The 14,088-nt window shown below is 38.9% G+C and carries 17 protein-coding genes and 1 pseudogene; 2 read left to right on the top strand and 16 right to left on the bottom strand.

Annotation, left to right across the window (positions count from 1 at the left end; all coding sequences use genetic code 11):
* Positions 1 to 46: 46 nt before the first annotated feature.
* The 4 genes from MKY41_RS01690 to MKY41_RS01675 all read right to left on the bottom strand — a co-directional run bounded on the left by MKY41_RS01690 (position 47) and on the right by MKY41_RS01675 (position 4,985).
* Positions 47 to 1,285 carry an ABC transporter substrate-binding protein gene (locus MKY41_RS01690; RefSeq protein ID WP_340743400.1) on the bottom strand — a complete coding sequence of 413 codons (1,239 nt, stop codon included), beginning with the start codon at positions 1,283 to 1,285 and terminating at the stop codon, positions 47 to 49.
* Between the two features lie 178 nt (positions 1,286 to 1,463).
* Positions 1,464 to 2,228, bottom strand: coding sequence for an enoyl-CoA hydratase-related protein (locus MKY41_RS01685; RefSeq protein ID WP_340743399.1), 765 nt, complete (start codon positions 2,226 to 2,228; stop codon positions 1,464 to 1,466).
* Positions 2,225 to 3,826 carry an AMP-binding protein gene (locus MKY41_RS01680; RefSeq protein ID WP_340743398.1) on the bottom strand — a complete coding sequence of 534 codons (1,602 nt, stop codon included), beginning with the start codon at positions 3,824 to 3,826 and terminating at the stop codon, positions 2,225 to 2,227. The genes MKY41_RS01685 and MKY41_RS01680 overlap by 4 nt, the downstream gene beginning before the upstream one ends.
* Positions 3,827 to 3,845: 19 nt before the next feature.
* Positions 3,846 to 4,985, bottom strand: a complete 1,140-nt coding sequence (locus MKY41_RS01675) for an acyl-CoA dehydrogenase family protein (RefSeq protein WP_340743397.1) — start codon at positions 4,983 to 4,985, stop codon at positions 3,846 to 3,848.
* A 1,566-nt stretch (positions 4,986 to 6,551) separates the two neighbouring features.
* Between MKY41_RS01675 and MKY41_RS01670 the strand changes: the two genes are divergently transcribed.
* The gene (locus MKY41_RS01670) at positions 6,552 to 6,740 is read left to right on the top strand and encodes a hypothetical protein (protein WP_340743396.1); all 189 of its coding nucleotides are present in this window, start codon (positions 6,552 to 6,554) and stop codon (positions 6,738 to 6,740) included.
* 192 nt (positions 6,741 to 6,932) lie between these two features.
* Here MKY41_RS01670 and MKY41_RS01665 read toward each other — a convergent pair whose 3' ends face one another.
* Both MKY41_RS01665 and MKY41_RS01660 read right to left on the bottom strand, forming a co-directional pair.
* On the bottom strand, positions 6,933 to 7,253 hold the full coding sequence (locus MKY41_RS01665; RefSeq protein ID WP_340743395.1) for a hypothetical protein: 321 nt from the start codon (positions 7,251 to 7,253) through the stop codon (positions 6,933 to 6,935).
* Positions 7,254 to 7,325: 72 nt separating this feature from the next.
* Positions 7,326 to 7,538: a transcriptional regulator gene (locus MKY41_RS01660; protein WP_340745604.1), complete on the bottom strand. Its 213-nt coding sequence runs from the start codon at positions 7,536 to 7,538 to the stop codon at positions 7,326 to 7,328.
* A 280-nt stretch (positions 7,539 to 7,818) separates the two neighbouring features.
* Between MKY41_RS01660 and MKY41_RS01655 the strand changes: the two genes are divergently transcribed.
* Positions 7,819 to 8,058 (top strand): DNA-binding protein, encoded by a 240-nt coding sequence (locus tag MKY41_RS01655; protein ID WP_340743394.1) that lies wholly within the window; start codon positions 7,819 to 7,821, stop codon positions 8,056 to 8,058.
* A 179-nt stretch (positions 8,059 to 8,237) separates the two neighbouring features.
* Here MKY41_RS01655 and MKY41_RS01650 read toward each other — a convergent pair whose 3' ends face one another.
* The 10 genes and pseudogenes from MKY41_RS01650 to MKY41_RS01605 all read right to left on the bottom strand — a co-directional run.
* A complete protein-coding gene (locus MKY41_RS01650) occupies positions 8,238 to 8,861 on the bottom strand; it encodes a peptidoglycan recognition protein family protein (protein WP_340743393.1) in 624 nt (207 codons plus the stop codon).
* Position 8,862: 1 nt separating this feature from the next.
* Positions 8,863 to 9,252, bottom strand: coding sequence for a phage holin family protein (locus MKY41_RS01645; RefSeq protein WP_340743392.1), 390 nt, complete (start codon positions 9,250 to 9,252; stop codon positions 8,863 to 8,865).
* A 79-nt stretch (positions 9,253 to 9,331) separates the two neighbouring features.
* A complete protein-coding gene (locus MKY41_RS01640) occupies positions 9,332 to 9,736 on the bottom strand; it encodes a DUF1259 domain-containing protein (RefSeq protein WP_340743391.1) in 405 nt (134 codons plus the stop codon).
* Positions 9,737 to 9,961: 225 nt separating this feature from the next.
* Positions 9,962 to 10,138, bottom strand: a complete 177-nt coding sequence (locus MKY41_RS01635) for a hypothetical protein (protein WP_340743390.1) — start codon at positions 10,136 to 10,138, stop codon at positions 9,962 to 9,964.
* Between the two features lie 471 nt (positions 10,139 to 10,609).
* Positions 10,610 to 11,368: a class I SAM-dependent methyltransferase gene (locus tag MKY41_RS01630; RefSeq protein WP_340743389.1), complete on the bottom strand. Its 759-nt coding sequence runs from the start codon at positions 11,366 to 11,368 to the stop codon at positions 10,610 to 10,612.
* A 168-nt stretch (positions 11,369 to 11,536) separates the two neighbouring features.
* The gene (locus MKY41_RS01625) at positions 11,537 to 11,995 is read right to left on the bottom strand and encodes a hypothetical protein (RefSeq protein ID WP_340743388.1); all 459 of its coding nucleotides are present in this window, start codon (positions 11,993 to 11,995) and stop codon (positions 11,537 to 11,539) included.
* Positions 11,996 to 12,084: 89 nt separating this feature from the next.
* Positions 12,085 to 12,246 carry a hypothetical protein gene (locus tag MKY41_RS01620; protein WP_340743387.1) on the bottom strand — a complete coding sequence of 54 codons (162 nt, stop codon included), beginning with the start codon at positions 12,244 to 12,246 and terminating at the stop codon, positions 12,085 to 12,087.
* A 15-nt stretch (positions 12,247 to 12,261) separates the two neighbouring features.
* On the bottom strand, positions 12,262 to 12,552 hold the full coding sequence (locus MKY41_RS01615; protein ID WP_340743386.1) for a hypothetical protein: 291 nt from the start codon (positions 12,550 to 12,552) through the stop codon (positions 12,262 to 12,264).
* Positions 12,553 to 12,621: 69 nt separating this feature from the next.
* Positions 12,622 to 13,143 carry a hypothetical protein gene (locus MKY41_RS01610; RefSeq protein WP_340743385.1) on the bottom strand — a complete coding sequence of 174 codons (522 nt, stop codon included), beginning with the start codon at positions 13,141 to 13,143 and terminating at the stop codon, positions 12,622 to 12,624.
* Positions 13,144 to 13,501: 358 nt separating this feature from the next.
* Positions 13,502 to 14,053, bottom strand: a pseudogene (locus tag MKY41_RS01605) (Gp37-like protein); the annotation flags it as partial.
* Between the last annotated feature and the right edge of the window lie 35 nt (positions 14,054 to 14,088).

Raw genomic sequence — 14,088 nt, 5'->3', positions numbered from 1 at the left:
AATTCCCTCTTATTACAAACACCGGGTTATCCACCCGGTGTTGTATCTAATTGATTGATGGTGGATCGATAACATCCGCACCTGGTATCAAAACGTAATCTTCTACTTTCCATCCCGGCGCTTCCTCGGTCGGGACCACATGAACCCAAATAACGTCTTTAATAGCCTGATGATCCTCAGCTCTTATAAGCCTTTTTCCAGTCAAACTATCAAACTCCAAACCTTCTAAATTTTTTATTACATCTTCGGTAGTAGAAGAATCTGCCTTTTCGATAGCTGCTTTCAGTGCTAAAATAGCATTGTAAGTTTCCGCGCTAAAGCCGGTCGGCTCCTCTCCGTGTTGTTCCTCAAAGTCCTTTACAAATTCAGTGTTCAATGGGTTATCATAGGCCTTACTGTAATAATGCACCCCGCCCCATTCCTCATGCATGTTGGCACCCAATTGTTCACGGATATCTTCCTCCGCAGAAGGGTTGATGAATAGTTCTAAACCTTGATAAAACTTGAACGGTTGGGCTTGTTTTGACATTACAATCGCATCTCCCGCATATAGCGAGGAGAAGACTCCCTGAGGTTTGGCGCTTTGAACGGACGTAATATAATTTTTGAAATCTGGTGAACCGAATGGCGGCCAAGATTCATGAATCAGCTCAATTTCCGGGTTGTATTTCTTTAGATTTGCAAAAAACTGATCGTGCGTATTATGTCCATACTCATAATCAGGAGAAAAAGTAGCCCACTTCGTCACATCAGGATAACGTTCAGCAATAATTTTGGCACCGGCAGCGTTTCTCATTTGAGCATTATCTGTGATCCGAAAATAATGCTTATTAAAATCCGCCCCAGTCAGCCGATCCGAATGGGATGCTGTATTAATAAATACGGAATCCATTTCCTCCATAGCTGGAGATAATGCTAAGGCGACACTGCTGCTAATCACTCCGACAAACAAGTTTATCCCTTTACTCTGTAAATCCCGAGCAGCTTTTACCGACTCTTCGGGTTGTCCCTTATCATCCCGAACGACTAACTCTAGCTGTTTCCCCATAATTCCGCCTTGTTCGTTCAAATGTTTCACTGCTAATTCAGCTCCATATTTTTGAAGCTCTCCCGAACTAGCCGAACTGCCTGTTAATGTTGTAATGAAACCAATTTTTATGGCATCTTTTGCATTCTCATTAGAATTAGAACCCGATGAACCACCCGAACAAGCCGTTAATAGTGTTGACAAAATAAGTAGAAACCCAAGAATACCCTTGAAAATAAATCTATTCTTTTTTTTCAAACCTATCGCCCCTTAGTAAATTGATATTAGGTATTCATCGAACCCGGTTTACTTTTCAAATTACTCGAATGCCAGTTAGCAGACTTATCATAAAAAGGTAATTTATCTATTAGTGATTTTGCTTACACCCAGGAAAGATCAACCCCTGGGTCCAGTTTCAAATCAAGACTTTAAGGAATTATTTATTTTGAAAAACAGGTTCTCTTTTTTCCAAAAATGAATTCACAGCCTCTTTCGAATCCTCATATCCCGAAAGGTCCCTCGATAGGCTTTGTTCAAATTTATAGCCTTCTTTTAAATCCATATACTCTATCGTATTTAAGCTCTTCTTTGCCATTCGAATAGCTATCGGGCTTTTCTTTGCAATGGCGCGTGCAACTTCCAATGATGCTTCTAGTAACTCCTCTTGTGGTACTACTTTTAAAACAGCACCATATTCTTTCATTTCCGCAGCTGAAAGTGAATCCCCTGTATAGTGCATATACCTAACAACCATTTGCGGAACCAAGCGTGATAGATGTTTTGCCCCTCCCATAACCCCGACATTTATTTCAGGTAAACTAAAATAGGCATTGTCGGAGGCGATGATAATGTCACATACAGAGGCATACGCCAATCCTGTACCTGGTGCTGCACCATTGATTGCTCCAATAACCGGAACTTGGCAGTCATACACCGCCCAAAAACTTTCACGAACTACTAACATTCTTTCATCTGCATTTTCTGGATTCATAGTTAAAAATTCATTCAAATCATTTCCTGCCAAAAAGGCTTTTTCTCCCTCTGCTCGAAAGATAACTACTCGAATATCCGTTCTTTCATTAATGGACTGAAAGGTTTTATTAATTTCCTCGTATACTTCTCCATTTACTGCATTAACTGGTGGTCTGTTGACTGTAACGATGCCGATAAAGTCATTTACTTCTAAGTTCACAAATTTCATTTCGATTCCTCCGTTACTTTTTTTAATAGATTTTCTTTCAAGACAAATTTCTGTATTTTTCCACTAGCTGTAGTAGGTAATTCCTCCATAATTTCTAGTTGTTCCGGTAGTTTCTGTTTAGAAATCCCACTTTCCACTAAAAACCTGTTCATTTCGGCTAAGTCTAATGTTTGAACTCCTTCTTTTAAGACAACACACGCGCATCCTCTTTCACCCATCTTCTCGTCCGGCAAGGCAACGATGGCGACTGATAATATCTTTGGATGCCTATAGAGAATCGTCTCGACTTCCTTAACGCTGATATTTTCGCCTCCGCGAATAATAATTTCTTTTATCCTGCCTTTAATTTCAATATAACCTTCCCGATCCAGTACGCCTAAGTCCCCCGTGAGAAAGTAGCCATCTTCTAAAAATGCTGTTTTGTTATCTTCTTCTCGGTTGTATCCCAAGAATAACTCGGGACCCGTAATGGCTAATTCTCCGACTTCTCCCAAAGGAAGTGTTTGTCCAAATTTATCTACGACTTTTGCTTGTGCCTTTTTAAACAACTTCCCATCGGTATAAGCTGCTTTCTCAATGGGTTCGTTCGGTCCGCAAGCGCATAGTGTTGGAAATTCGGAAGATCCATATGCCCTGGATACGTGGCATTTTAGAATTTTAGTTGCATGGATTACCAAGTCAGGCGGTACATCCGCTCCTCCACAACAAAAAAACTTAAGATGTATTTCTTCTGCTTCTTGTTCCGATATTTCACTAGTAATCCCTTTGAGAAATGGGGTTGCCCCCATCGTCCATGTACATTTTTCTTCAAGTAAGTATTGAATTGTTCTTTTGGGATCCCAGATATCTTGTAAGACAACTTTCCCTTGAATCATGAAGGGCATTTCCATCCCGAACAATAATCCCGTAATGTGGGTTACAGGCGATGGCATAAATACGACATCCGAGTCAGTCAACTCATACAAGTCAATAATGGATGAACATTCATTTAGAAGTGTAAGATGACTGTGTAATACACCTTTTGGCAGAGATGTCGTTCCAGATGTATAAAGTAGAAGTGCCGGATCTTCCGTAGAAACCGATTCCCATTCTTCATGTGGAACGCCTTCTTCTATAAAGTTTGTGTAACCGATTTCAAAATGTTCTTCTAAACTTGGATTTTCGTTATATTTGTCTAAAATAATCACATTTTTTAAATCAGGTAATTTGGGGTGAATGGAACGGATCATTTCAAGATAATCAAATCCTCTGAATGTATTCGGAATCAATAACATTTTTGTCTTGGATTGTTTTAATATATATTTCATTTCATGACTTCGATAAATAGGAACAATCGGATTGGTGACGGCCCCAATCATGGCAAGTGCTTGATGAATAATGATGGATTCAACCCAATTTGGCAGTTGAAAAGAGACGACATCTCCTTTTTGGATACCATATGACTTAAACGCACCTGCCATTTTTTGAACTTCAGCTAATAAGTGTGGATAGGTGTACCGCCCGTAATCATCTACCACTGCAATTTTTTCTGGATTGGCTGTTGCGGAACTCCTAACATATTCATATATATTTTTAACCCCTGTTTTTGCACGGTCCATTGATTTCAGACACCTCACTTTATTTCAATAATTGACCCGCAATCACAACTCTTTGAATCTGGTTCGTGCCCTCAACAATTTGCAATAATTTGGCTTGCCTGAAATATCGCTCAGTCGGATATTCTTTCATATAACCTGATCCACCAACAATTTGAAGCGCGTCAGTCGTTACTTTCATCGCTACATCTGTAGCAAAACACTTCGACATGGCGCCTAGCATGGATGATTTTGTTTCATTGCGATCCACCACCGTCGCAGCTTTATAGACTAATTGTCTCGATGCCTCAATTTGCATAGCCATATCAGCCATCATCCATTGCAATCCCTGGAAGCGAGATATCGGTTTTCCAAATTGCGTTCGCGTTTTGGAATAATCAATCGCATAATCCAATGCGCCTTGTGCTAATCCAACTCCACAAATCGCAACAAGAGGTCTTGTTTTATCCAATGTTTCCATTGCGATTTTAAATCCATCCCCTTCCTCTCCTAATAAATTAGCTTTTGGTACAACGACATTATCAAAAAATACTTCACAAGAAGAAAATCCTTTAAAACCCATTTTATTTTCTTTTTTCCCTATGGTAATTCCCGGTGTATTTCGCTCCACTATGAAACTGCTAATCCCATTATTCCCTTGAGAAATATCTGTTTTGGCAAAAAAACTAAAAACATCTGCCACATCTGCGTAAGAGATGAATCTTTTCGCACCGTTCAGGATGTAATTATCTCCATCACGAACAGCGGTTGATTTCATGGAGGCTACATCGGAACCCGCATCAGGCTCTGTTAACGCAAAGGCAATTCGATACTCACCAGTCGCAATTTTGGAAAGGTACTTTTCTTTTTGCTCTTCATTTCCCATCACCACAATCGGCATTGCGCCTAGTTCCTGTGTAATAGGAACCATTGCAGTATTCGCACAAACTTTGGCCAACTCTTCCATGGCAATGCTCATTGTAAGTAGATCGGCACCGCCGCCCCCATACTTTTCTTCGTAAGGCAGCCCCATAATCCCCAATTCATTCATCATGCCGATCAATTCGTCTGGATAATCTCCGCTATGCTCAATTTCCTCAGCCAAAGGGGATACTTTTTCATTGGCAAATCGTCCAATCGTCTTTCTTAATGTTTCTTGATCCTCTGTTAAGTTGTAAGTCATTAAATAAACCTCCCATTTTTATGATTAAACACTTTATTTGTCTGAATAGAAAAATAATACGTACTGGTAGGTATTATTACGGAACAAGTTTACACTTTTAAAATTGAAATTATATTCACTAGAGTAAAAGCTTAAGTAATCCAAGATTTCATCTTGCGAGTAAGCCAATCAGTCTGTCAATACATACCCATGAGTATTTTTTACTCAAATAAAAAATTGGTATTTAAGTTTGCATGAAAAAATTTAGAAATCATGGTTCGAATCAATAAAATAACCCTCCGCACCTCCACTTTTCAATTAGTAAAGCGCTTTCCTCTAGAATATATTTAAGATGTTACAACATGGAATCTACCTAGTCAACTATTATTTTCGGTTAATTGTGATTAATTTGAATAGACGGACCATAAATATCAACCAATTATTAGAATGGAATTAGATTGGAAGCGCAGGTCTAATACAAGCGAACCCTATTGTATTGGACATGCATCGACTAACTTCAGGCGGTGCCAACCACCAAGACTAGTCTGTTAAGCGCGTGATTACTCTTCCTTTTCTTCGAACTATTCAACAGTGAATATTTCAACGTCAAACGATTTAGCTTTAGCGATACAAAGTTAGTTATGTCTTTTTCACCCAATTATTAGCAAAGTATCGGGTACTGTTTCTAATAATTATGTAGAAGTTAGAATTGTAGTGAAAAATTATGAAGGAAGTGCTATCAAAAATCAGGCTGTCTCCCTGCATAGTCTCCCCTATCAATGTTACTGGATCGATTGCCGACTAATATCTTTTGGTTACCTCGTGAAGCTTATCCCCCCCGTTGCATAGAAGCTTGATTCAATTCTTTAAGGTCTGTGATACCAAGTTTATTTTTCAATACAATTGTGTTTGGAATAACAGAAGGATCGATCATTTAAAATCTACTCTTTTCTACTTTATCTAAGTAAAAAAAGCTTAATAGATAATTTTTTAATATTTTTTAAATTTATCAATTATCTTTTTTTGCAAATCATCAAGTTCGATTTCACCATCAACGTACATTTGTAATTAAGCTCGATTTTCTTTCGTTAATGCTTCAGCCCCCAACGAATTAATTGCTTCAGCATTAGCGACAAATTTTTCTCTTTCTGCTTTTGTGGTATTAACAATACTGTATTTATTCATTATTATCCTTTCTTTCATCTAGTTATGTTAATGACGTTCGGTCGGATGACATTTTCAGCAAGATTATTGTACTCCGCTGCCGGGCAAGCGCCTTTTCCCCAAAATTTTCCGTAGATCTGAGAATCCCCTGCAAATACATTTCATCGACGTGCAAGACGTTTCTGCACTTCAATTTCAAGTTGATAGATCGGCCATACTAGGAGGTGCAATATAAAAATATGCGTTTTTTGATTTGTAGCAAACATTGGTAGTCCGTGGTGTGGAAATTAATATCTATGATTACGACTGCTGATGCGGTCGTTTTTTTATTCATGTTCAGATATAGTAAAAAATAGGACTATTAAATTAGATAAATGGTATTATGAAAATAAAAATACTATGTGTATGTCGGAGATGAATAGTTTGGAAGAAAATCTTGGTTGTGGATGTTTAGGTTTCATCATTATCATTATAGTAATTGCGTTTGCTTTATTTAATTTCTTTGATCCAGATACGTATAACAATCGATATGATGATGGAAATACAATTACTATTGAAGATGAAAGACATTGTAGAGATCTTGGTGGTACTGAAGCGTTATGTAGGGACTGAGGTGCTCAAAAAGTTAGAGTTGAATTGGTAATTCCGGAAAGAGATAACACCAATTTGATAGAGTATTAAATTATCGAGTCACTCACCAGAGTGGCTTTTTTATATTTGTTTATTTCGATCTCTGGCCACTTGCAATTTTTAGACACACTGCAGAATCAACATCGACACTGTCCATTTTTTGTTTCGTGATTATCATCTAATTACCCCCTTATCAACTGTTGCCTTATCAAGATAAACATTCATTAATTCTTCCGAGCGATTTTTTAATCGGACATTCAAGTAGCTGCGCGGATCTTCATAGCCACTGTAGAAGAAGATGTACTCTGTGAACGTGCCGTCATTCCCGCCTTTTTCAACACGCATCTGATTCGACCGCAGAAATTGATTCGTCTCTTTTGACTCCTGCTGGATAGCAGCCAGCGCCCCATCAATCATTTTAAGATATGGAGCCTTTAATTTGTGCGGGCCTCGCTCAATCAATTGCCGATCCATTTCCAATATTGTAATCAGCAACGGAAAATAAATCGCGTTCTCGAAGTGCGGTAACGCCTCGGATGGTATTAACCTCCCCCCTTATACCTCCAATCAAATGACCATTCTTTCCTTTCGTGTTACGGGAACAAGTGCAAGTATATTGTCAATGGTAAACGTCCGATTGGACTCCCGCGCATAGCAGTAAGCCCATAATGTCAACTCCCCCACTCGCTGCACTTTGATTCTCCTTTGACTGACATTTCCTTTACCGTCCATATACATCATATCCAGCATCTCTCCATACTTTACCGACCGCTCCAACATTTTACGCACACTCGTTCCCCTCCTTTTTAATTATTATATGTGAACTATTGTTCTGTTATCAACCATAAACAGAAATTATTAAAAGTTACCAACTAAGAAAGCTAAAAAGCAGTCATTTCGCATAAAAATCATTAAAATCTATTTACTTTATTGAATAGGTGTAGTATAATTAATATTATAGAAAGGAGGTGAACAAGTGGAGTACTTAAACGTAAACAAAAAAGATTGTTAAAAGAACGAGATGAACTTGCCTCAAAACCCGAAAAGAAACGGTGATAATATGGAATATAAATTTGCTACTACTGAGGAACTCCTCGATTTTTTAAAGGAAGAGTTATTATCTGCCGCAGAAGCAGCTGAGGTATTAGACATATCGAAAGCTCGTCTGGGGCAATTAGTGAAGGATGGGAAATTAATTGCCGTCAAGGAACAACCGAAAATGTTTTTGAAAAGTGTGGTACTAGAAAAAAAAGAGGAGCTTGAATCGCTTCGTAAGAAATACAGACCATATGATGAGTAAATAAAAAAAGCACCCGTCCACATGGATAGGGTGCTTTAACTGATATTCGGCCAATTTACAAACCGCGTCATGTCAATGTTTACATTATGGCCAAATGCACTTTAATTATTTTGCTTGTGCTGCTTTACAATCGTACCGGCCATCAACCCGGCAAAATCTCCAAGTTCGACTTTGCCTTCTTACAGATCCTGAATCCACGTGTCGCTGTATCCAGCATTTACGGCAGCCTGTATGACAATTTCTCGCTGGGCTTTGCTGTCGATAAATGTTTCCCATAACTCTCGGGCCGCTTTGCTTGTAAATTTCAATTCCGAATCCTCCTTTTTGCTCGGCGCCTGAGTGGATGCCACGGGTCCAGCAAGCCGCGTCCGAACAATATTCATGTCAGTGCCTGGGCAATTAGTGGACTGTTTGGGAAATTCGTTATGCCCTTTCACGTCTTTGGCCGACAACCCTAGCTGTTGCATCCAGTACCGAGCTCGCTCATCAAATGTACGCTCCTGCGCCTCAGTAAATGAGCCATTTCCGACCAGACAAATATTGTAGATGTGCGAATTTTGTCCGCCGACGCCATTCGTGATCTCTTCCGGGTCGTAACAAAGATCCACCGATCCGTCCGGTAGGATGATCTCATGATAGCCGCCTGTGCCCCATCCAAGTTTGCCGTTCCAGTGTCGCCAAAATGAGTCCCAATTTCCGGATGTGGTAGCGGAATGGTGCCGGGCAATGTTTTTGATGGCCGACAACTTTCGGGTCCCGTTGGTACGGGGTGTCTTATTCCGGATGTCGATGATTTTAGCCATATTATTTCGCGCCTTTCTTTGTAAAAATCGCTTTAAAAAAATCAATGTAAGGATCCATCGACTTGTCAACATCAGCCAGTTTAAAGTGATGCAGCACTGAATTTATCTCGCTCAATAGATAACCAAAATACAAGACATACAAGACACTAATCCCTAACGGCTCCGGCATCAATAGTGCAACCGGGATTGAGTAAACAAGCAAAATGAATAAAAGCAACTTACGCCCGTAAATTGCTTTTGCGCTTGAAAATTTAATGTTAGGATTTAGCCTTGCGTTTAACCATCCAATCGTAAAATCAATAATGTTGGCGCCCATGATAAGCGCTAGGATGTAAATTAATTTAGTGTTGTCCGATTCCAAGAATCTCGATAGCCATTCAATCATTTGCATATATCTCACCCTTCATCTAAATTTTGAGCAAACAAAAAGAACGCCCGGCGTGGACGTTCTTATCTTTAATTTATCCAGATCATTTTTTTAGTACTCTAAATGCTTCTCGAACTTTCCTTGCAAATTCAAGGGGCGGTTCGACAGACTCAAAGTGCATATACATTGCCCGTGGTTCCTCAAATAACCAATGATTGTGTACGGCAGTAACAATTATATTTCTCTTTCTCAGCTCTGTGAGTAATGGGTTAATCTCCTCTTGTAAAAGTACGGTTTCTCCGAGGTTTAGCGCGTTTCTATTTCTGTCCAAATCTTCAAAAGAAAAAAATTGTGGAATCACTAAAGGTGACCTTGTTCTTCTTCCAAGAATAGTAAATCGAATATCTCTAAATTTTTGCACAAGACAAGCTCCATTTACTATACTACCGCTTCCTCCAAGGATACGCGCAAATTCTCCACATAAGTCTTCACTCGATTCTAATCTCAATTTATGTTCCTCCTTTCTATTTTAAAATTTTCGTTCAATAATAATGTATGAAATTACATTATTATTGATAGGGACAAACATGGAACGATAATAAATTCGTTTCACCAGCCTGAAAAAAATAGTCAATTCAATGAAATACTCCCTTTTCAGACTGTTCAATCATTACTTCGAATCTTTCCCTTTCTTTGTTCAGGCTAAATAAAAAGAACGCCCCCAAAGGGACGCTCACTCTTTTGCTATCTGCATCATCATGATGTCAGCCATTTTTATTTTCTCGGCGGTGACAGACGTTAAAGACTGTTCTCGGCTCACTCCGACCCCGCCTATCTGCTGCATAAAGTCCTCTGGATGGCCGTGGACGAGATGTACCTTGCCGTCTACCGTCGTCACTTTGGTTTTCATGATACCCCCCGTCTGTCAGAATATTCGACATATCGAGAGGGAGTCCTTCTATTTACCCATAACTATTCACCCGGTTCCTGGGACATTCAACCTTTGCATAATTTCTTAATGATTGGCCATATTAATAAAAAAAGTGGTGATCAAATGTTTTACCCAAGAACAAATCGTATCCTTGTAGGCGGCGCTATTTTATCCAGCGCTCTAAGTGTGGTCGTTATTGTATTAACGATTTATCATCATTTTGTTATCCAAGATAAGATAGATGATTTGAAAAATGAAATAAATTAAATAGTTGGGTCTGAATAAGCGTCTAGAGTTGCATAGACGCTTATTTACTTTCTTTTTCAATTTCTGCCGCCAAATACTCCGCGGCCGGGACCTGATATTTGCTGCACATTAGCGTCCGAATGCGATATAAAAAGCCAATAATTTACGTTGACTTCTTTCAATTAAGCGCCTGATAATGGAAGATTATTTCTTAACAATGGCTTCAAATGTAATTATTTGAGTTGGATCTGTTGGGTATTGTCCGTACTTATAATCTGCTGAGATAATTATATCCTCAAACCCAATCTGTTCAAGAATCATTTTAAACTCTTCAATTCCGTACCAACGAAGTGGAAATCGCTCTAATTCTGTTTGTATAAGTTTTCCGTTGTCCCACTTTTCATAGCGATTATGAGAAACTGTGTATTGATTAACATGGTCAACTTCGACAATTTTATCTTCTAATGTGATCATACCACCACTCTTAGATTCCCAAGTTCTCGTCGATATTTTGTTTGTCGATACCTCGGTTTGTAAAAATATATCTACTATAAGCATGCCACCATTAGAGAGATGACTGAAAAAGTTTTTTAATGCTTTAATGGAGTCCTCTCTTTTATGTAGAAGCAAGAATGTGCCCGTTGGTATGATAATCGCTTCATATTCTGCATCTAATGAAAACGACTCCATTTTTCCTTTAAATAGTTTTGGCTTCAGCCCTCTTTTTTCACAATTATTTCGACATATTTTTAACATTTCTTCTGAAACATCGAAACCGTCAACTTTCAAACCTTTTTCTAAAAGTGGAATAAGAATGCGTCCCGTACCTACTCCTGGTTCAAGAATATTACCTGTACAAGAAGCTAATCTATCACTATAAAATTCCACATCTCCAAACGAAAGACCGATATATTTGTCTATGTCATATACCTCCGAAGAGAGCTTGCTATAATAACCCAACATATACTTATCACCTTCTTTCGTTAAGTCCAGTTTTTAGCTTTCAGATTATAATAAACTATACAATTAAGAAGTTCAATCTACACCTATCTAGTCCGTTAGTTGAATAACATCGTTTAGAAGGCATAATAAAACACCTACTAAAAAGTTTTGCTGCTACATATTTTGGTCCTACAATGAAAATGCAATGCCATACCTTTTAATAATATGATCCATTTCTTTGGTTAAAGTATTCATAATTCTTGATTCGAAATTTGAATTTACAATTTGATCAGTCGAGGACAGATGAGCAAAATAATTTCTATTTTCAAGAATTCTAATTAATTCATCTGTTAAGTCATCATCTAAAAGAACGTTATTCATATCTTTATAATTACCGTCGAAAAACTTTGCACATATTGCACCCGAGATTTTCTTGAAATGTTCCACAAGATTAATAAATTTATATACTGTTGAAAGGAGCATCAAGTTAATTTCCGCGCCTTTAGATGACTTAAAAATATTTTCATTACCATCACAGAGGTGTGTCAATTCCAGCACTAATTCAGACTCTTCTTCGAACTTTTCAACAACTTCGGTATAATTACTAATGATAAACTCAATTTCATTAATATTTATATGATTTACCATATCATTTCCCCCTTCACAACTCCGTATATCTACATATTACGACGGGGAGGGAATTTAAACCACAAAAATAACGCTAGCCTAAGCTGCGTTTACTCCGACGGAACCTTCTGCGCATCCATCACGCTTTTCAATTCATCGTATTGTTTAATATCAATTCGGTCGCCCAGTAAGTAAAAATCCATTTTTGTCAACGTCGCTTCATAGTCGTAATTACCACCATTAATAACGATTTTCAATGCGTTATAAATCATTTTTCATCTTCTCCTTTACATTCCAATTTCTTTGTAGATTAATAGTAATTCAGTATTCAGCAGGGTTTGGACCTGTATTTCTTCCATGGATGGTTGCGGTTCACTATTTTCCAGATCCGGTATCGGTTCTGGTTCAAATGCTGGCTCTGTAAATATTCCTGTTGCAAAATCATAATGCCAACCTTCTTGAACGTCTGGTTGATCAGTAATATCAACCAATACGATGTTAGGTGCAAACTCCGGACGTTCTTCGGCTTCGAAAATCCAATGTACTTTTTCAAGCTCTATCTGAGCGAATCTCTTCATGACGGCAATCCCCACCATTCTATTAACATCATTCCTTTTCCGCCAGCACCGCCATTGGCACCTGAAACGTTATGGACAGCACCACCGCCAACCGCCACCTGCGCCAACACCACCTGCTCCAGAACCACTACCACCTACTCCACCAGCCCCAGTGATAGCGGCTTGTGATAATGTGAGAGCACCTTTAGCAACGTAGATATCAGCTAAGTCCAGTTCGTAAGCATCTGCATCTCTTTTCAGCGCAGGAGCAACTAGAGAGGTAGACAGAGCACCTTTTTTAATACCTACGCTCATTTTTCGTTCAATGTGATCTAACCTCATAACTATTCGATCAATACGATTTAATGCCACATCTCCCTTATCTATCGTGTAGATATAGTCCTCGTCATTGATGAGATAGTAACCATTTATCCAACCTTTTCCCGGACGGATAACAACATTCATCGAATTACCTGCTGCCATGACCTGCAAACCGTCAGACGGCCTGACAAAAATTCCATTACCAATAAACGTGGAGAAATACTGTGCAAAATCATCTGCTTTATATCGTCGATCTCCATCGACCGAGTTGAACATTCCAAATTTCATCATTTGCATCACCTCTTTTTTATATGAGCACCCTTACAGTGTTTTTATAAATCCATTGGAATCAACAACTGTATTCCCACTGTGCCAGAATTGCTTCCAAGGACCCCAAGTATTGTTATCCCAATTATGTTCTCGCCAATAAACGTTTCTATCTCCGTAATGTCCATAAGGAAACGAAATTTGAACTGCTCCCCTTGAATATCCACTTATGGTAAGCATCGTCCGATAGGTCCCGTGTATTTGAGCATCTCTGATAAAGTCATATCGAAAGGTCGGTTGTGGTATATCAACTGGGGAAGTTGAATAACCAAACGCACCTTGGCTTGTGGTAGGTCCCAGGGAGGTATGGGAATGACCTACATTACTCTTTGTAGTTAGCCTGCGACGAAGTAGCATACCCCGCATCATTTTCTAATTCAGAAACCTTCGTGATATTTGCTGAGTCGCCCGGTGGTCCTGGATCACCTTTTTCACCCTTCACAGCAAAGCTAGTACCAACATTCTTCACTTCTTTTTTCATTTTCTCGAAAGCTGTAGGGATAGATTTTCCAACCTTCACATAGATGGATTTCCCATCATTTTGAAAAACTTCGTCTGCCTCCATCACACGGCTGTTGAAAAGCAGATCGAGCTGCTCATCCTGAATCGTTACCAAGTCGCCCAAGAAGAAATCTTTATTGTACTTGGTGTTTTCTTTCGTAACATCCAACTCACAATCGAATCCAAGGAACTCTATATATTCCTTAAGCTTTTCTGACCCTTTCGCTTTTAGTAATTGCTGGTATTCCTCAATTGGGATGTTTGTTTCTTCACCATTCACTTCTTTTTTATCAGCGATCTCACGAGCGTCGATGAAGATTTCCCTACGAGCCAAACCTTTGAAAGATGTGCCAATGCTAGCGGTTTTTCGTGCTGTCCCTTCACTACGCGCATGTGTTGAAAGAAATG

Source organism: Sporosarcina sp. FSL W7-1349 (genome assembly GCF_038003045.1).
In the GTDB taxonomy this organism is placed as follows: Bacteria; Bacillota; Bacilli; order Bacillales_A; family Planococcaceae; genus Sporosarcina.
Note: the sequence above shows the minus strand (reverse complement) of the source record. Positions and strands in the feature narration are given on the sequence as shown.